The 18234-nt window shown below is 37.8% G+C and carries 16 protein-coding genes; 8 read left to right on the top strand and 8 right to left on the bottom strand.

From position 1 onward, the window contains the following. The first annotated feature begins 218 nt into the window (after positions 1 to 218). The 6 genes from A994_RS06550 (at position 219) to A994_RS06525 (ending at position 6019) form a co-directional block, all read left to right on the top strand. Positions 219 to 608, top strand: a complete 390-nt coding sequence (locus A994_RS06550; protein WP_004030600.1) for a Fur family transcriptional regulator — start codon at positions 219 to 221, stop codon at positions 606 to 608. A 312-nt stretch (positions 609 to 920) separates the two neighbouring features. Further along, positions 921 to 2171, top strand: coding sequence for an ABC transporter permease (locus tag A994_RS06545; protein ID WP_004030599.1), 1251 nt, complete (start codon positions 921 to 923; stop codon positions 2169 to 2171). Positions 2172 to 2199: 28 nt separating this feature from the next. Beyond that, positions 2200 to 2895: an ABC transporter ATP-binding protein gene (locus A994_RS06540; protein WP_048204139.1), complete on the top strand. Its 696-nt coding sequence runs from the start codon at positions 2200 to 2202 to the stop codon at positions 2893 to 2895. Between the two features lie 275 nt (positions 2896 to 3170). Then, entirely contained in the window at positions 3171 to 4115 is a 945-nt protein-coding gene (locus tag A994_RS06535; RefSeq protein WP_004030596.1) for a hypothetical protein, read from the top strand. Between the two features lie 127 nt (positions 4116 to 4242). Beyond that, positions 4243 to 4683 (top strand): small multi-drug export protein, encoded by a 441-nt coding sequence (locus A994_RS06530; protein ID WP_004030595.1) that lies wholly within the window; start codon positions 4243 to 4245, stop codon positions 4681 to 4683. Between the two features lie 232 nt (positions 4684 to 4915). Then, positions 4916 to 6019 (top strand): inositol-3-phosphate synthase, encoded by a 1104-nt coding sequence (locus tag A994_RS06525; RefSeq protein WP_004030592.1) that lies wholly within the window; start codon positions 4916 to 4918, stop codon positions 6017 to 6019. A 68-nt stretch (positions 6020 to 6087) separates the two neighbouring features. Here the strand turns inward: A994_RS06525 and A994_RS06520 are convergent, their stop codons facing one another. The 4 genes from A994_RS06520 to A994_RS06505 form a co-directional block, all read right to left on the bottom strand. Next, positions 6088 to 6489, bottom strand: coding sequence for a hypothetical protein (locus tag A994_RS06520; RefSeq protein ID WP_192812702.1), 402 nt, complete (start codon positions 6487 to 6489; stop codon positions 6088 to 6090). A gap of 152 nt (positions 6490 to 6641) precedes the next feature. After that, positions 6642 to 9320, bottom strand: a complete 2679-nt coding sequence (locus A994_RS12895; RefSeq protein ID WP_004030588.1) for a S8 family serine peptidase — start codon at positions 9318 to 9320, stop codon at positions 6642 to 6644. A gap of 81 nt (positions 9321 to 9401) precedes the next feature. Then, the gene (locus tag A994_RS06510; protein WP_004030587.1) at positions 9402 to 10235 is read right to left on the bottom strand and encodes a caspase family protein; all 834 of its coding nucleotides are present in this window, start codon (positions 10233 to 10235) and stop codon (positions 9402 to 9404) included. A 200-nt stretch (positions 10236 to 10435) separates the two neighbouring features. Then, on the bottom strand, positions 10436 to 11422 hold the full coding sequence (locus tag A994_RS06505; protein ID WP_100222267.1) for a M4 family metallopeptidase: 987 nt from the start codon (positions 11420 to 11422) through the stop codon (positions 10436 to 10438). Between the two features lie 880 nt (positions 11423 to 12302). On the opposite strand from A994_RS06505, the gene oadA reads away from it, so the two are divergent. Continuing rightward, complete coding sequence (oadA, locus tag A994_RS06500) at positions 12303 to 14021, top strand: sodium-extruding oxaloacetate decarboxylase subunit alpha (RefSeq protein WP_004030584.1); 1719 nt, start codon at positions 12303 to 12305, stop codon at positions 14019 to 14021. Positions 14022 to 14216: 195 nt separating this feature from the next. Here the strand turns inward: oadA and A994_RS06495 are convergent, their stop codons facing one another. Together A994_RS06495 and A994_RS06490 are read right to left on the bottom strand one after the other, a co-directional pair. Further along, positions 14217 to 14594, bottom strand: a complete 378-nt coding sequence (locus A994_RS06495; protein ID WP_004030583.1) for a roadblock/LC7 domain-containing protein — start codon at positions 14592 to 14594, stop codon at positions 14217 to 14219. A 150-nt stretch (positions 14595 to 14744) separates the two neighbouring features. Then, positions 14745 to 15356, bottom strand: coding sequence for a V4R domain-containing protein (locus A994_RS06490; protein ID WP_004030582.1), 612 nt, complete (start codon positions 15354 to 15356; stop codon positions 14745 to 14747). 320 nt (positions 15357 to 15676) lie between these two features. Between A994_RS06490 and A994_RS06485 the strand changes: the two genes are divergently transcribed. Continuing rightward, a complete protein-coding gene (locus A994_RS06485; RefSeq protein WP_004030581.1) occupies positions 15677 to 15991 on the top strand; it encodes a hypothetical protein in 315 nt (104 codons plus the stop codon). Positions 15992 to 16117: 126 nt separating this feature from the next. On the opposite strand, the gene queC is transcribed toward A994_RS06485, so the two are convergent. Further along, on the bottom strand, positions 16118 to 16807 hold the full coding sequence (gene queC, locus A994_RS06480) for a 7-cyano-7-deazaguanine synthase QueC (protein ID WP_004030580.1): 690 nt from the start codon (positions 16805 to 16807) through the stop codon (positions 16118 to 16120). Between the two features lie 122 nt (positions 16808 to 16929). Next, positions 16930 to 18156, bottom strand: a complete 1227-nt coding sequence (locus tag A994_RS06475) for a hypothetical protein (protein ID WP_192812701.1) — start codon at positions 18154 to 18156, stop codon at positions 16930 to 16932. Positions 18157 to 18234 lie beyond the last annotated feature (78 nt).

Raw genomic sequence — 18234 nt, 5'->3', positions numbered from 1 at the left:
TTAAATTTGACTGATAAATTAAATCAAAAAGGGAGTTGTTTAAACTTATCCCCTTTATTGTGATGTTAATTATTTCGTGAGATTTATTTCGTTAAATTGTAAGTCTTTCATCCTTCACTTCTTCAATTACTTTATATAAACTTAGTTCTATATAGAACCTGGTTCTATATAAGTTTTTGTCCGATAGTTTTTTATTACTCATCCACCAACAGTATTCCATGGAAGAGAAATTAAAAGCAGAAAAGATTAAAATCACCCCCCAGAGAAGGGAGATCATAAGAATATTAACTGAACTGGAAAAAACACATCCCTCTTTCAACCAGATTTACCGGGCAATCAAAGAAACCCAGCCCAATGTAAGCCGTTCCACAGTACATGAAAATCTGAAACTACTGGTTCAAAGGGGAATTATATGGAGTTTTAATTATAAAGGTGAAACTCGTTATGAAATGAGTCCTGAACCTCACGTGAACTTAGCCAAGTTCAATGGTGAGATTAAAGATATAGAAAATGAAAAATTAGATGAAAAGTTAGATGAAATAATAAAAATCTTAAATGAAGAAGAAGGTATTGAAATTAAATCTTTACTAGTTCTTGTGGAAAAATAAAAAGTTAATTTCACAATGAAAATTCTACTGGAACTTAAATTTACTCTCTCCAGGAAATACTCATTTTACTACCACATTATGATTTATTAACTTATAATTAATGTATGTCATTATATGTCCCAAAAAGCTCTAAAAATAGCTTTAATCCCATTAAATTATATTTTGAAGTTTTGTTTAATTGAATTCTATTGATATTTTTTTCTACTACTGAATAATGGATAATGCAAACCGGGCTAAATCTGAATAGAATTGGTATAACCTGGGTGTCAATTGGGAAAAACTACTTTTAAAGTCTTTTTTAGAGTATAGGGCATGAAATTTAGAAGTTTAATTATCAAAAACATTTTTAGGAACAAAACCAGAAGTTTGCTGGCTATTCTGGGTATTGCAATAGGAGTAGCCACCATACTGGGCCTGGGCCTGGTAACAAATGGACTGGCAGCTTCCACACAACAAGCACTCACTGCAGATGCAGCCGATTTCACAGTGATTGCTGGAACCACTGGAGGGGGTGGAGGTCCTGACGGGGCTTCCGGAGGTGGTGCTCCTGGTGGACAGGGAGGTCAACAGTTAATTAACCAGACCAAGGTAGCTGAGATCCAGCAGATATCTGGAGTTGGAACTGCTGCAGGGGTTTTAAGAACTAACGTTGATCTAAATGACACCAACAGCAGCACTAACAGCACAACTACAACTACAACTACTAGTACCAGTGGATCTTCCAACGGGAACACCGGCCCGGGGCAGGGCAATTTCAGGATGATGTACAGTGTAATTGGAATTGACAGCAGTAACTTGGGTCTGGATGATATCGTGATAACCAATGGTACAGCATTCTCCAATGACAATCAAGTTATAATCGGAGAAATGGCCGCTCAAAGCCTTAATAAAACAGTGGGAGATACCATTACCCTTTCCAACCAGACCTTCACCATCACTGGAATCTATGAAACTGGGAACTTCCAGGATGATCGGGGAATAGCCATGTCACTGGGAAAACTGCAGAGTTTGACTGGAAATACTGACCAGGTATCGTTGATCCTGGTTAAAGCCGCCAACGGCACTAGTTCCAGTACACTGGCTGATACCATTGAGAGTAAATATCCCAATGAACTTTCCACCTCCACCTCTCTTTCAGGGATGGAAAGAATGAACAACGGGCTGGAAATCATCGAATCGGGTGCATGGGCTGTCACCCTTCTGGCCCTGTTAATAGGTGGTATTGTGGTTGTGGTTACCATGGTAAAATCAGTGGTAGAAAGAACCAGAGAAATAGGTGTGCTGAAAGCAGTTGGATGGACCAATAAGAGAATTCTAACCATGATAATAGGAGAATCTGTGGTTCTCTCATTACTGGCCGCTGTTGTGGGAATAATAGTTGGTGTAGGCGTAGTGGAAATCATATCCAGTGCCCATCTCATCATGGGTGTTGAACCTGCATTCTCAGCCGGTTTATTCTTGGAGTCACTGGCAGTGGCTATCTTCCTGGGAATAGTTGGAGGAATATACCCAGCCTACCGGGCTTCCAGACTATCACCAACCGAGGCGTTGCGTTATGAATAATCAAACCACTATGAACAATCAGATTACTATGAACAATCAGATCAGTACCAAAGAAAACATAATCACCCTCCAGAACCTTAGAAAAATGTTTGATGATGGACAAACCCCTGCACTTAATGGGATCGATCTTGAAATCAAAAAAGGAGAGTTTGTTTCCCTGATGGGCCCCTCAGGCTCAGGGAAAACTACTCTTCTCAACATGATCGGGGCTCTGGACCGGGCAGATGATGGGAGTATCACTGTGGCCGGCCACAATCTGATGGAAAAGAAAGACTTCAGTTCATTTAGATCAAAAGAGATCGGATTTATATTCCAGTTCCACAACCTGATACCCAATCTCACTGTTTCAGAAAATGTTCAAATACCCATGCTGGAAACCGATGTCCCAGATGAAGAGATGGCTCAAAGAGCAAAAAAACTATTAAAATCTCTAAATCTGGGAAATAAAGTGGATCAAATCCCCACTAAACTTTCAGGAGGGGAAAGACAGCGCGTGGCCATTGCCCGAGCCCTGATGAACCATCCATCCATTATACTGGCGGATGAACCCACCGGATCACTGGACTCAAAAACAGGAGACATAATTCTGAACATACTGCGTGAAATCCACCAGAAAGAAAATGTAACCATCCTCTTAGTAACTCATGAGCCATACGTGGCAAACATGGCTGATCGAAAGATAAACTTGATGGATGGGAAGATAAGTGAGGAGAATGTATCATGAAAGTCAGAAGAAGCATCCCAGATGTAAATTAAAAAACAAAGATCAGATTAAAAAAACCCCATTTAAGAGTGTAAATTAAAAAAACATCTAAGAGTGTAAATTAAAACAATATCTACAATACATGATAACCTATTGGTTATAGGGAAGCCTCCAGACGCTTTTTTTTATCCACCTCCATGGAAAAACCTCCAATATCTGGAGGCTTCACTCCCTTTTATTATTTTTACCTTCACTGTGAAAATATTAAAATATGGAGATAAATAAAATTATTATACATGTTAAAGGTTCCAAATATTAATCTGGGATTGATAGCAGTTATTTTTGTTTTATTAGTGGTATCTATTTCTGTGGCATGTGCCCATCAACCTCGATTGGTTATTGGTGATAATGCCTCCAATGACAATCCTATTGTAATACAAAATCCAGAAGTTTCGCAGGCTTTTTACGGAGAATTACAGGGACAATCCAACTATTACCAGATAAAGTCTGATAATCAATTTAAATTTTATCTGAATTTACTGGTGCCAGCCAGTCCAGGAATACCTCCAGATTTTATTTCAGCACAAGTTCTGGACTCATCTGGAAACGTTATACTCACTTTAGACGGGACTAATTCCACTTGGAACTCCTATTTTGAGGAATTTGGAGGAGATTATTATCTTAAAGGTCCAGAAACAAAAGCAGATTTACCCGCAGGTACTTACTATATAAAAATTTTCAACACAGCTAATCAGGGAAAATACAGCATAGCAATAGGGGAAGAAGAATCATTCCCTCTTGATGAAACTATGAAAGCTCTGGTGACTATTCCCCTCCTTAAAGAGCAAATCTTTGGAAAACCAGTACCCACACTATTTTTCGAATTTTTAGGAATAATCATAGCCTTTGGATCAACATTGGTCCTCTTTGCCCTGCTCTTAATGTCCAGAAAATCCAAAGAAATCACCCAGTTAACAGTTACGCTTAACAGTATGGTTAAACCAGTGATTTGGTTAGGTATTGCCATCACCACCATTGTATGGTTATACGTAATGTACAAAAATCCATTCAACATAGAGGGAATTGTAAACACAATTCTATTGGTTGTTCTCATAATCTTTAACTGGTATATTGGTTCAAAACTGGCAAAAACAGAGTTTGGTAAGTTACCCCTAATTAGTATGACCGTGTTCATCATCCTTTGGTTGATTTACACCTACTTGGCAATCGCTTTAATTTGAGCCAGGAATAATAAGGACCTGACTTAGGGTCAAACAAAAATTTTTTTATATAATCTTCATTATATCCTGAGGCGACTTATCTAGGGTTTTAATCACTTTTTTATACCAATACTCACTAATTTACTCTATGAATCTGGAATCTATTCTAATAATTTTTGTAGCCAGTGTGGCTGAACTATGGCTGGGTATCCCCATGGGATTGGTTATGAATGTTAATCCCATAATAATCGCCATTGTCGCTGCTGCAGGTGCTATAGTAGCTGCAGTTTGTGTTGCCCTTTTGGGAGATAAATTAAGGGCCCGTTTATTGAAATGGAAATACGGTGATGAAGAATCCTTAAAAGAAACCCGTTTATATAATATATGGAATAAATATGGAGTAATAGGATTGGGTTTATTATCACCACTGCTTTTTGGGGCCCCTTTAGGTGCTGCAGTGGGTATTGCACTTGGTGCACGGAAAAACGTGCTTATACTATGGATGAGCATAGGAATTATTATATGGAGTATAGGTTTAACTATTGCTGGATCAATGGGATTATTAGCCCTTGAAACCATGGCAAAATAACATTAGAAACAATTTATAGCCATTAACCTCCTATTAAATAGCAACATCAAAACTGCTTTTCACAAACTTTTAATAGATGATTGGACGAAACATTTAATAGTATATTAGGCTAACTTTACACTCAGAAGAAGTTAATTAAGCTTATGAACCATAAAATGAGGGTATTGATTTTATCATAACATCAAACATCACTATTAAGGTGATATTGATGTTTTTTTAGAAGGTGTTAAACTTGGAAAAGATAAGGGTAGCGATAATTGGTATTGGCAATTGTGCCAGTTCACTGATCCAGGGTATTTATTACTATGCGGATAAAAAGCCAGAAGAAGCAATAGGCCTGATGCACTGGGAAATCGGAGGATACAAACCATCAGACATAGAAGTAGTGGCTGCATTTGATATTGACGCCCGTAAGGTTGGAATGGATGTAAACGAAGCTATTTACGCCCTACCTAACTGTACTACGGTTTTCTGTCCAGATATTAAACCCAGTGGAGTAAAAGTAGAAATGGGCTCTATTTTAGATGGTGTAGCTCCACATATGGCAGAATATCCTGAAAATCACGCTTTCGTGGTTTCAGAAGAGTCTGAAAAAAGCAAAGAAGACATTGTTAAAGTACTGCAGGAATCTGAAACTGAGATCCTCCTGAATTATCTGCCAGTGGGATCAGAGAAGGCTGCCCGTTTCTATGCAGAATGTGCCCTGGAGGCAGGTTGTGCATTCATAAACTGCATGCCAGTTTTCATTGTCAGTGACCCAGAATGGTCTGATCGCTTTGAAGAAAAAGGAATCCCTGCGGTTGGAGATGATATTAAAGCCCAAATCGGGGCAACCATCACCCACCGAACACTGGCCAACCTCTTCCGTGAAAGGGGTGTCAAACTGGATCGGACCTATCAGCTTAACACCGGTGGAAACACTGATTTTTTAAACATGCTTAACCGTAACCGGTTGGATTCTAAAAAAGAATCAAAAACCGAAGCAGTACAGTCTGTCCTAAAAGAAAGGATGGATCCAGATGATATCCACATTGGTCCATCAGATTACGTGCCCTGGCAGAAGGATAACAAGCTATGTTTCCTTAGAATGGAAGGTAAAACCTTTGGAGATGTTCCCATGAACATCGAACTCCGCCTCAGTGTGGAAGACTCACCCAACTCCGCAGGATGCGTGATTGATGCTGTAAGGTGCTGTAAACTTGCTCTGGAAAGGAAAGTGGGTGGTCAGCTTACATCCATCAGTGCATACACCATGAAACACCCACCTGAGCAGTTCACAGATGATGTGGCCGTGGAAATGGTGGATGAGTTCATTAAGGGTGAGAGGGAAAGGTAAATCTGCCATAGTTAGTACAAAATGAATATTTAATTCATTTTATTTTTCTGAATTTTAAAGCGGATTCCTTAAAACAAAACACCAGGTTTAGTCAGGGAAACTCCTTCGACTACATCTTCTAACTCTTTAATTTTCATTAAAGGCCTGGAACTTAGGTAAATAGTCCGATTTTCAGCACTTGATCTGTTTTGACTAGGCCCATGATCATCTAGTTTCCCCAAATATATTTTAACTTTAAAAGTTTTCTCAAAAAGTTTTAATGGTCCAGAAATAGATAAAGTAATCCCTTTAGCTTCAATGGTAAATCCTAATTTTTTAAATTCATTTATAGCCTTTTCATAAGTTTCGGGTGCGGCCAAGTAGGGAGTTACATCATACTGTATTGCTTTACCCTCTTTAATCAGACTTCTACCAGTTTTGGATCTCAAGAAAACAGTTGCCATTATTATATTTGATTTTTTGATTCTCAAGGGTTGTTTCATGAACAAAACCTTTTGTAAGTGAGTATTGCTTGGATGAAAATTTTAATATTTTAAAATATTTTTTTAATGATACTTATTGTTTTATTAAAAAATAAGTGGAAGACATTGTATATGTCAATCCCACCTGATACGCCGATTTACTATCGCCAGGAACCACCTATGCAATACGCACAATTGTCATATCCCCCGCGATGAGCCTGTTCTAAATCACCCATGGGAACTTGATGGTAGGGGCGCATTTTCTCAACCCATGGACAACCCTTTTTATGCACTTCACGTGTGCTTCTATTACCCACAAATGGATAGTGAGAAATTCTTGCCACATCAGTGTAACTGTTAGAAGGATTCCCATCTACAAGTAAAGATGCTATAATTGGATAATCCCCCTCAGGTGTATTTTCAGGCATAGAGTAAATAATTGTAACCTTACTCTTTTCATTGGACTTTAAATTCATACCCTTTAAATTACCAATACCTCCCATCATTTTAAAAATGTTATAAAGGTCTGACTGACTATCTAAATACATGTTTTCTGAAGTGGAAGTGTCTGTAAAACGCCTTAATACTTTAATCAAAACAGGAGCATCAGCTGGAAACTTACTTAAATCCATCTGCAGATCAGCCTGGTGTCCTTTGCCCTGCGGACCTTCCATATAGAAGCTGTAGGAATGAGAACCACCCGGTACCATTGGTGTGATGTCAATGTTTTTCCAAGCCATGTTGTTCTTGTCCCGTACCATACTACAGAAATCATCGTATGATTGTATGGAATTTAGATTAGGAGCAGGATCAGAAGAACTATCTAGAACACTAATCAGGCAGTAATGAGCAATCTGAGGAGATGCTGGGATTAAATTATCCGGCCAGATTATTGGTCCAACCACCCTTAACTCACCAGGATTTAAATTGGATATTGACAAGGGAATGTTGTTAATTTTTGTCCAACTAGTTGGATTGGAAAACATGCCAGGATCAGTGAAGTATACTGTGGCTGTGCAGTCTCCTGGAAGTTCTCCCCTGTTTTGAACACGTAAATAGATGTAATTATCATGCCCATCCTCTGCATCATCACTCAGGTCGTAACGGTGTTTAACAGTCTGACCAAGTTCATCCTGATGGTTAACAACCTGTTCATTGCGAACAATGATATCTGGACTGCTGAAAAGGTTACCATCTATTCCCGGTTCATTACCATTATCTTCAACTCTGTCCCTGATGAATACATTGAATTTACCGGTTTCCAAATAGTCTATTGCTGCTTGACCATTTATAAGACCGAAACCAGTTGCTGCATCCCAACCTGGAGCAGCATTATCACCATTACAACTTGATCCAGTTTGGATATCTCTGGCAGAATTTTCCAGAATATTTTTCACTGCCATGGGCGTCAAGTTAGGATACTTCTGGAGAAGCAATGCGACCATGCCCGCAGTTTGAGGAGCAGAAGCAGAAGTACCACTGCAAACACACCATCCATCATCATTAGCTGTGTTATCCCCATTTGGAAACGATCCGTAGTTTGAGTACATGTTATCCATGGTGTTGTTCGGTTCTGTGGGTAACATTATTAAACAGGCCATTGGCTGTTCACCTACCAAACCAACTATATCCGGGATATGCCTCTGAGGATTGGTGTAGATTTCGCTTTCAAAACTACTGGAGTAATCAGATGCACGGAATCCTCCTCCCTGGATGGGGTAAGCCCCACCAACAGAAATCAAGTTGGGATGGGTTATAACACCATGATCCTCAGTATGACCATTTCCTGCTGAAAAAATGACTACAATACCATTAACTACTGCATTAACTATTTCTAAAAAAATCTGTGGTTCATATGCCCCCCAACTACAAGTGATAATATCCGGGTTCTGATGTTGAACAGCTGCTTGGAAGCCCGCCAGAGGATAGTCAATATTTTTACCTATTTTGACAAATGAAAGAGTGCATTCCGGTGCGGTAGCCATTATATTTGCTGCTTCTGCAGTCCCATGGCCAAATTCATCAGTGTTAACATCCGTTCCACCTACCGCACGTATATCATCAAGATTGTAACCCTGAGATGTATAGTGAGGATGAATGCAACTGTAAACTATCTCAACATCTGTATTGGCAGTTGGGAGTGAAGTTCCCAGATTGATGGTCTTACCGTTGAAACTGCCACCTGTAAAGTAATTGGTACCAGTATGTCCTGGATCACTAGCCAGCCAGACCCCCTGTACATCTCTCACATCATGATTCACATCTAACTGGTTACTGTTAGTGGACTGGTGAGTTTCATTAACCCTGGTAACAAAACCAGTATCAATCATAGAAACACGAACCCCCTCACCAGTAATTCCCGCGGAATGTAATGTTGAAACGTTCAACCGGTCTGGAAGATCATTGAGTAAGTCCAAAAAGTAATAGGCAGGTGAGGGAGTGGGATGATTAGCATTGTGAAATGGGATACCTGGTGTTGATATCTGTACTGTTTCTGCTAAGTCCACTATCCTGTCACTCATCATTGGTTCTTTTGATTCAAAGAATTCCACTCTTCTAGGCTCTACACCCATCTCTTTTTGAACAATTTCATTTTTTTGTATTGAAACTCCAAATTCTGATTCAAAAAGTTTTTTAGGTCCTGAAAATGATATTCCAACCTGTGTTTGAGCTTCAATGGTGAAACCTGCTCCAGTGAGTAATTTAGCCACTTTATTCACATCTTTAAGTTTTGGACTAAATTCTTCTAACTTATTAAATGAAAATTTATCCAAATCTTTATGAATAGACAAACCACTCCGTGATTTGAGAGTAACTGATGCCATTATTATATCATTCAATTTGATTCCCCCAGGTTAATCCTTAAATTAAGTTCTGTAAACTATGATTTTATCTCTAGATTTTATTTCAAAATCAATAGTTTATTCTTTTAACCAATTTTTATCCCTAACCGTAGCTTCACATTCCAATTGAGGCGTTTGAGTGTAATTACCTGACTGAAGGTCACCTCTTACTTTTTCCAGCACTGCACTTCTGGCCAGTTTGTTCTTACTGGCGTTCATTTCCTTACAGAAGAAGTAGGTGAAAGCCCCGTGCCATCCCCCACCTATACTGGCATCAGCACTGGTCTGATCAGCCCGGCATGCTGCCCATAGTATATGATGAGTTATACCATTCTCTAAAAGTGCTTTGTTAAGTCCTCGTTGTCTTTTTCCATCAACTTCCTGGAATGCTTCCATTGATGGTGGTGGTAAATATCTAGGTTTACGATCTAAGAGAAGGTCAATTGCTTTAAGACCAGTTCCACTGTGACAAGTGTCCAGATACACCTCAAGGAGCACGTTTTCCGGGAGCTGTATGAATAGATCGCGGAGTTCATCATCGGTGATTATGTGCTGAGGATCCCACACATTCCCTTTTTGAGCCAGATCATGGGGGCAGAATGCTTCATCAGCTCGATCTGGTTCATCACCACTTAAATCCGGCACTTGAGTACCGTGACTGGACATACTGAATACCAGGTAACTGTATTTCCCAGATTTCGCCCCTTCAACCATTTCTTTAAGATTTTTAATTATATTAGCCTTGGTGGCCTTGTTGTCAGTGAGTTTAACTATATCCTGCGCCTGAAACCCTAATAACGTTTTTAATAGTTTTTCCATGTCATCTGCATCATTTACACAACCCTGCAGTGCAGCTGAAGGTAAATTTTTGAATTTGTTTATTCCCACACACAATGCTTTTTTAGCCGTCATAAATATCCCCCTTATTTGGTTTTATCTAAAATCCAGTTTTTGCCCCTTTCAATTAGTATTAAGAGGAAATTTTTATATAAAAAAGTCACAAAACCTGAATTTATCCCCCCTAGATTTTAACATCCATGAATTTTAACATCAATTCTCAAAACAATATCCCCCCTGCCGGTTAATACTGCATTAAAATATTGAATTTTAATCTATTTCGGCAATCCCACCTCTTTAAATGCCGTTCTAACCTTTTGAGTGGCTCCTTGGGGAACAGTCTCATCTTTGACCAGATCTCTGGTGGTTTCCACGATGATCTTAACTGCATCATTGAAGTTTGCATTGGGCCACAATTTTTGGAGGGCCCGGTACCAGATTAAAGCAGCTTTATCTGTGCCAATTTCTAATGATGCCAGATAAAAGGCCTTGTTTGGTATTCCACTGTTTACGTGAACACCAAAATTGTCAGCAGATCCCTGGTAATAATTATCCATGTGGTCGGGCTGTTGATCCTTTCCCAGTAAACTGTTATCATAGGCTGTTCCTGGTTCACTCACAGAACGTATGGACTCTCCATAAAGCTCAGGCCCCATTATTTCATTACCGATCAGCCAGTCTGCATCGTGGGCATTTTGATTGGCAGCATGTTGGGTTATGGCACTCCCAAATACATCAGAAAAATGTTCATGTAGCGCTCCAGACTGTCCGCTGTATTTGAAGTTGGCAGAAAACTGGGTTATTCCATGGGCCAGTTCATGGGCAATTACATCCAATGATTTGGAAAAATTAGAAAATAACTTACCATCACCATCCCCCAGGATGATTTCATCCCCATCCCAGAAGGCATTCTGGTACTTTTCACCGAAATGCACATTGATCACCAGATCCATGCCCAGGTTGTCAATGGAATTACGGCCCATTACATCACGAAAATAATCAAAAACCTGGCCTACATAGTCATAGGCATTTTTAACTGATTCATCAGTTGAAGGAGATCCTCCTTCACTCATAACCAGTTTAACTCTTTTTTCATAGGTATTATTTGAATCATATACTTTTCTACTGGCTTTAGTCTCTTTTGCCGTGCCTAAAAATGTTTCCATATCCACCATTCGTTTTGATCTGCTTCGCCGAATTAAGCGACTCTGTTGGATGGTTACACGGGCCTCTTCTATTCCTTCCCTGGCCAGGCCACCCATTATATACGGTGGGATAAAGCCAAAATATTGATTGCCTGCACTAATTTGATTTGGACTAAAGTGATTTGGACTAAAGTGATTTGGACTAAAGTGATTTGAACTGATCTGATTGTTTGGACTTATTCTGAAGAGATTCATCCAGTTATGAACCATTAACAACACCCCCTCATCATTAAATTTTAAAAACTCTAATATCCTGAAATTAAAGAATATCCTTAAATTAAAGCATTTATATCTTTAATTCCAGAATAAATACCATTAAAAGCTTAAACTGTTATGAACAGTTTTCTGATTAAAGTTCAAAATTTCATATCTAAAAAAAAAGCAGTTATCCCCCCCTCTTTGATAGTTTATCATAATCACCCCCATGATCATGAGCATTATATTCCAAGACCCTAATTCTGTTCTATGAACAAGTTTGAGACATGTTAGTAATACTATATTATATTAATTTTTTATATTTTCACATAATATTGCTATTAAAAAGCAATATTACGAATTTTTATCATGTAATTTATATTCATTGATCTTATTTATGCATTAGAGAACTATATATTCATTTTTTATTGTATTTAAAGGTTTCAACTTAGATTATAATTAATATTTTCATAATTTTATATAATATATTTATTTAGCAATTACTAACTTTATATAAATGAAAAACCATAAAAAATTGTTTTTATGATGTTATTCTATTTTTAAAAAAATATTCATGGAACTAAAGATTAAACCCAATGAATCCCACCTTTTTAAATTATCATTTATTCTTCTGGATACATGTGGTGAAATTTTAAGGTAAGGATATAAGGAAGTTTACACTATCTATATAAGGAAATTAAGATTCTATTAATAACAAATTTATCAATATTTGAGGGTCACTATGACTAAAATAAGGCTAATTGAAACCGCTTTTAGAGATGCACACCAGTCACTCCTAGCTACAAGGATGAGAACCAGAGATATGCTCCCTATTGCTGAGGAAATGGATAAGGTGGGATTTTTCTCTCTGGAATGTTGGGGAGGAGCCACCTTTGATACCTGCATCCGCTACCTGAATGAAGATCCCTGGGAAAGATTAAGGGACATTAAAGAGCTGGTGAAAAAAACTCCACTTCAGATGCTCCTACGTGGTCAAAATCTGGTGGGTTACAAGCACTACCCTGATGATGTGGTGCGCGAATTCGTTGAAAAATCCTATGAAAATGGTGTAGATGTTTTCCGAATATTTGATGCCCTGAACGACGTTCGTAACATGGAACTGTCCATTAAAGTTGCAAAAGAACAGGGAGCCCATGTACAGGGAACAATCAGTTACACTACCAGCCCATACCATACTATAGAAAAATATGTGGAATTTGCTAAGGAATTAGAAGCATTAGAATGTGATTCTCTTACCATAAAAGATATGGCTGGACTGATATCACCTCATGATACTTATGAACTGGTTAAAAGTTTGAAAGAAGAAACTGATCTTTTGATTAACCTCCACTGTCACTGTACCAGCGGTATGACTCCTATGAGTTATTACGCCGCATGCCAGGCAGGTGTTGATCTTTTAGACACTGCCATATCCCCATTAGCATGGGGTGCTTCCCAACCACCAACTGAAAGTGTGGTTGCAGCATTACAAAAAACACCCTATGACACAGAACTGGATTTAAAGCTTTTAAACCAGATTAAAAAGTATTTCGAAGAAATAAGGGAAAAATACAGTGGTATTCTCGATCCAATCACCGAACGCGTGGATACAGATGTGCTTCTATACCAGATCCCTGGAGGAATGCTCTCCAACTTCGTTTCACAACTAAAACAGCAGAATGCACTGGACCGTTACGAGGATGTTCTATCGGAAGTTCCACGGGTGCGAAAAGACCTGGGTTACCCCCCACTGGTGACACCTACCAGTCAAATTGTAGGTATCCAGGCAGTCATGAATGTTCTTGGTGGAGAAAGATATAAAAATCCTTCTAAAGAAGTTAAAGAATACATTAAAGGATTTTATGGAAGACCACCGGCACCCATTGACCCGGAGATTGCCCACAAGATCATTGGAGATGAAGAACCCATAACCTGCCGACCTGCAGATCTACTAGAGCCGGAACTGGAAAAATTCAGAACAGAAGGAGAAGAAAAGGGAATCATCACCAAAGAAGAAGATGTGCTAACCTTTGCCATTTACCCTGCTGTGGCCCCTAAATTCCTGAAAGGAGAAGCAGAAGAAGAACCATTGGCACCACCAAAATCGGCGGCTCCTGAAAGTGTTCAATCAGCAATGCCCACTGAATACCAGGTTGATGTGGATGGTGAAAGTTTCCAGGTTAAGGTAGTTCCAACAGGATACCTAGAAATTGAAGCCATGGAAGGAGCTAAGCCCTCCGGCCCAGTCGAAGGCGGAGTAACCTCCCCCATGCAGGGAATGATCCTGAAGCTTAAGGTCAAAGAAGGAGATAAAGTCACAGAAGGTGATGTAGTTGCAGTTCTGGAGGCCATGAAGATGGAAAATGATATCCACTCCCCTAAATCAGGGATAGTTCAAGGGATCTTCGTGAATGAAGGAGATACTGTAAGTACAGGAGATACTTTGATGGTTATAAAATAACACCATCACCTTATTTTTTATTTATAAATGAATACTAAAAAACTTAGAATAAGTAATTCGATTTTTTTTAAGGAAATAAATTTCTTGGAAAAAGATTTTATCCTAATTTTATAATTTAAATCAAATCTACCATATCTAATCCAATAAGTTAACCCAATATACAATAAACTATAAAATAATGACTAAAATTTAATTTTAAGTCCCGTGAAGTATCTGTTCAACCTCTTTTGCCTTTTCTTCCATCTCATAAAGTATAAGTCCAATTTGGGCTTCAGTCTCAGTTAAAGTAGTTAAAATAGCCTTTGATCCTGCTGGAATTAAAACTATATTCCCTTTCTCAGTTTTAAGAGAAACTTCACTCACAGATCCTGTTTTCATTTGTGTTGAAGCAGCTTCAGCAGCTCCCAGTATGGTGGAACAGAGTGCTGAAAATATACGGGCATCAACATCAGGAGGGGTTCTGGAACTGATGAGGAGGCCTTCTTTTGAAACAATTGCACATGCTTTAATTTGACCTACCTGTAAAAATGATGACAAAACATTATCCAATTTCTCTTTTTTAGTTTCTACCATAACTAACCCTCAAATTCAACAATTTAATTATCTCTATAAAATTTCTGATAGACTCATGGTTACTGACAGACATGGCTCCTGATAACTTATGGTCATTATAAATTTCATACCATTACAATAGATAAAATCCCCTTCTAAGTCTCATCTATTTTAATCTTTTATTTCAACATCAAATTGACAGAACGAATAACCACTGGTCCAGCATCGTATTTCCTCAGCAAAAACCTCTTTATGAGTTAATTCCCCCAATATGCCAATGATCATGCCTGTTTCATAGTAACAGATAGGTTCTCCTATGTTAGGTAACCCTGCGCACTCAATACATTCATAAACTCTAATATCGAGTCTTTTTCCATTTTTTATTTCTTCTTCTTTGAAAATATCAAGAATACCTACTTTATACTTGGCTAAAAACTCAGAGATATCATCAAAATTTTTGATAATACCAGTTTTAACCAGGTTAACTCCCATTTCTATTCCTGCAATTATATCAGTACCATAACCCGATTTGGCAAGTGACATTGGTTTTTTTAAATTTCCAATCCTAAATGTGGTAACGTATACCGAATCAAGATCACCAGTCACATCTTTACCTAAAAAAGACCTTTCAGGATTGATTATATCGTTTAAATCAAGATGATCCTTCTTTATGAGCGTTCTGGGACCAATAGGTTTGCCATCAACAATTTTTTCACTTGCAATTTCCTCTTGAACCAAAGAACGGTAAAAATCTATGGCCTTTTTTAGGTCCTCGTTGTTCATCAAAAAATCTCCATGATTTAGCTTGATAAAAAAGATTTATTTTGGTAAAAAATAATATGATATATCTTGTTTAAATTTTTTGCTCAAATACATTAAATTTATCATCAAATAAAAATTTTATTACAAAGAGCAGCACCATATTCATATAATTAATATTGACACAACCACAGTAGGTGATTATATTAATAAAACCCCACTTATTAGTAAAAGACACTGATAAAGGATAAGGTAAAAGGCACAGCATTAAGGGTTTAGAAAAAGACACCTCAGTAATGGAGACATATCAATAATGGAAGACACATTAGTAAGGGGGAAATTCCATGAGTTCAAAAACCAAGTATTCCAGAAAAATATCATCAAAAGAAGCGAGTAATGATTTTATATTTATTTTAAAGAATAAATTATCATTTTTTCCACCATTGGGAGAAGTTTTTGAACTTAAATCAGAGAACTCTTCCTGCAAGGTCCAGGTAGAATCATACCCCTGCACATGTAGAGGACCGGACCTACCTCATGAACATTACTTCATCAAATGGGAAGGACTAGAACAAGGGGATAAGCTGGAAATTAAAAGAAGTTCATCTAAAACTAATGAATATCTTTTAAAAATAGTAAGTCATGAAATGTACCCATGAATGAACTTAATATGAGACCTGAAAACTAGTAACAACCCATGCTTCAGTAGCAAGCATTACACCCAGCATCAAGTCTAAAAACTCAGTATCAAATTATCATTTACCAGATTCTGTATTTACTAAGTGCTACTTTTTATATTCTGTTTTATCTTCAACACCAGTCAATTCAAAAGCCCTTTTACGTCTCATACATGATTCACATACACCACAATGGTATTCATCACCCATGTAACAGGAATAACTGATATCAAGTGGTGTACCTATATCATCGCCCAGTTTTACAATTTCTTTTTTATCCATCTGGATCAAAGGGGCTTCTATTTGAATATCATCCAGAGAACCAATTTTCAGGAGGTTGTTGAAAGCATCCAGGAATTCCTTGGAATTATCCGGGAATGTAGCAGCTTCTTCAAAATCCCAGCCAACAATTATCTTCTCTGCACCTTCTGCCTCTGCAAATGATAATGCAATGGATGAAAAAACAACATTCCTACCCGGGACCCATACCTTCCGGGCACTTTCATCACAAATTTCTTTATCATCCAGTTCATCCATTTCAAGCCGTGGAACCTCCTCTTCTGAACTGGTCAATGCTGACCCCCCGAGTTGTGCCAGCCATGGCAGTTCAATAACCGTGTGCTCCATACCTAATTTTTCACATATGGCCTTTGAAGCTTTAATTTCCATCTCTGCACTTCTTTGACCGTAATTAAAGGTTATTGCATGCACATTGTAATCTTTAGCAAACAAGGCAGTGGCTACTGTTGAGTCCAAACCTCCGGAGAGGACAGATATTGCTTTCTTTGACTTTTCCATGAAAATTGTTCTCCCTAATCTAATCTTGATTGTTTCTTGAATTGATATTTTATAATAAACTTATTTTTCTAAATTATATGTATGTACATAAATGTAATTAATTAAGTTAAATTTTCTCGTATTTAATTTAAATTGTTCAATTGTTTAGGGGACTCATCAAAACGCTGGTAAGGATAAAGATAGTATAAATTCTCTGATTCTTTTATTGTTCCATTCTTATCCATCAGGAAATAGGCCACTATAGCACCACCACTGTGAGCTATTTCATTTGTCCAAAATCTCCTTTTTGTTTGGTTATTTCCCCCTGCTTTTACCACCTTAACGTAAAGCATATCTATTTCCTCATTTTCCTCATTTTCTGGATTTTCCACTTTTGGATTTTCTGATTTCACATTATGTTCCGGCTGGAGTTCCGTATTTAAAATTTCGCCCTTTATCAATTTTTCCAGTCTACTAGTTCCTGTTTTTTCATCAATAGATACTAAGGCACTTTTTATTTTATCATAAAGGCCGTTTAACTCACTTAACTTGTCAACATCTTCCTGACAGTTTCCATTTTTTTTACAATCTTCGATTATTTTAAGGGCTTCATCCCTACATTTATCTAAGTTGGATATTTCAGTTAGAAACTTATCAGGAACATTTATCCTGAAGGGAAGGTATATTGGTTTTATCTCTTTCTTTTCTGGTGTGGTTTTATCTTTCAAAGCCTTTACTAACTCTGCAATCAATGCTTCTTCAACTATTTCAACATCCACTCCCTTGATGTCCACATCTGTCCTAAAAAGAGAAGCAAAATCAACTATTGAACTTAAAACTGTTGAAACTCCAGTTAAGGAAGCAGCCGCCATAATAGCCCGAGCACCATTACTTACTTCTTCCGCTTCAATAGTTAAAGCCCCATCATATTCAGTTTTTAAGAGCTCTAACTGTTTTATGAATATTTTATAGGAGAAATAATTGTTAAGATCGTTACGATCACAGATAACCACTTTTTTCGTCGTGGGATGTTCCTTTTTGATCTTTTCACTTATATAAGACACAATCTTAGAAACAGCCCGATAAGCCAGTACCTGACATTCAATATTTACATCAGTAGCAGTTATTTTACCCTCCGGACCTTTCGCACTAAAATCAGGCAATTCTGCTTTTAAAGTATCTTTCTGAGCTTCGGCAATTGCTTTTTGCTGTTCAGCAAGTGTTTTTGCATTTTCCATTTCCGAAGGATTTGCAGCTGCCTCTGCTTCAGCTTTACTCTTCAGAGCATCATAATATTTTTTTTCCTTTTCCCATTTCTTAGTTAATTCATCCAATTTTTCATCAGATAATCCACTCAAATCTTCTGGCATGTCCATTCCCCCTCACCCCCGAGCCATTGAATATTGGCTAGGAAGCTTAATTCAAATATTTTCATATTAACATATTTT

Source organism: Methanobacterium formicicum DSM 3637 (assembly GCF_000302455.1).
GTDB lineage: Archaea > Methanobacteriota > Methanobacteria > Methanobacteriales > Methanobacteriaceae > Methanobacterium > Methanobacterium formicicum_A.
This window is presented reverse-complemented; position numbering and strand designations above follow the sequence as displayed.

What these genes read in the sequence shown, in the direction of transcription:
- A994_RS06550 (WP_004030600.1), top strand. Translation starts at nt 219, where the DNA reads ATGGAAGAGAAATTAAAAGCAGAAAAGATTAAAATCACCCCCCAGAGA.
- A994_RS06545 (WP_004030599.1), top strand. Translation starts at nt 921, where the DNA reads ATGAAATTTAGAAGTTTAATTATCAAAAACATTTTTAGGAACAAAACC.
- A994_RS06540 (WP_048204139.1), top strand. Translation starts at nt 2,200, where the DNA reads ATGAACAATCAGATCAGTACCAAAGAAAACATAATCACCCTCCAGAAC.
- A994_RS06535 (WP_004030596.1), top strand. Translation starts at nt 3,171, where the DNA reads ATGTTAAAGGTTCCAAATATTAATCTGGGATTGATAGCAGTTATTTTT.
- A994_RS06530 (WP_004030595.1), top strand. Translation starts at nt 4,243, where the DNA reads ATGAATCTGGAATCTATTCTAATAATTTTTGTAGCCAGTGTGGCTGAA.
- A994_RS06510 (WP_004030587.1), bottom strand. Translation starts at nt 10,235, where the DNA reads ATGACGGCTAAAAAAGCATTGTGTGTGGGAATAAACAAATTCAAAAAT.
- A994_RS06505 (WP_100222267.1), bottom strand. Translation starts at nt 11,422, where the DNA reads ATGGGTGGCCTGGCCAGGGAAGGAATAGAAGAGGCCCGTGTAACCATC.
- oadA (WP_004030584.1), top strand. Translation starts at nt 12,303, where the DNA reads ATGACTAAAATAAGGCTAATTGAAACCGCTTTTAGAGATGCACACCAG.
- A994_RS06495 (WP_004030583.1), bottom strand. Translation starts at nt 14,594, where the DNA reads ATGGTAGAAACTAAAAAAGAGAAATTGGATAATGTTTTGTCATCATTT.
- A994_RS06490 (WP_004030582.1), bottom strand. Translation starts at nt 15,356, where the DNA reads ATGAACAACGAGGACCTAAAAAAGGCCATAGATTTTTACCGTTCTTTG.
- A994_RS06485 (WP_004030581.1), top strand. Translation starts at nt 15,677, where the DNA reads ATGAGTTCAAAAACCAAGTATTCCAGAAAAATATCATCAAAAGAAGCG.
- queC (WP_004030580.1), bottom strand. Translation starts at nt 16,807, where the DNA reads ATGGAAAAGTCAAAGAAAGCAATATCTGTCCTCTCCGGAGGTTTGGAC.
- A994_RS06475 (WP_192812701.1), bottom strand. Translation starts at nt 18,156, where the DNA reads ATGCCAGAAGATTTGAGTGGATTATCTGATGAAAAATTGGATGAATTA.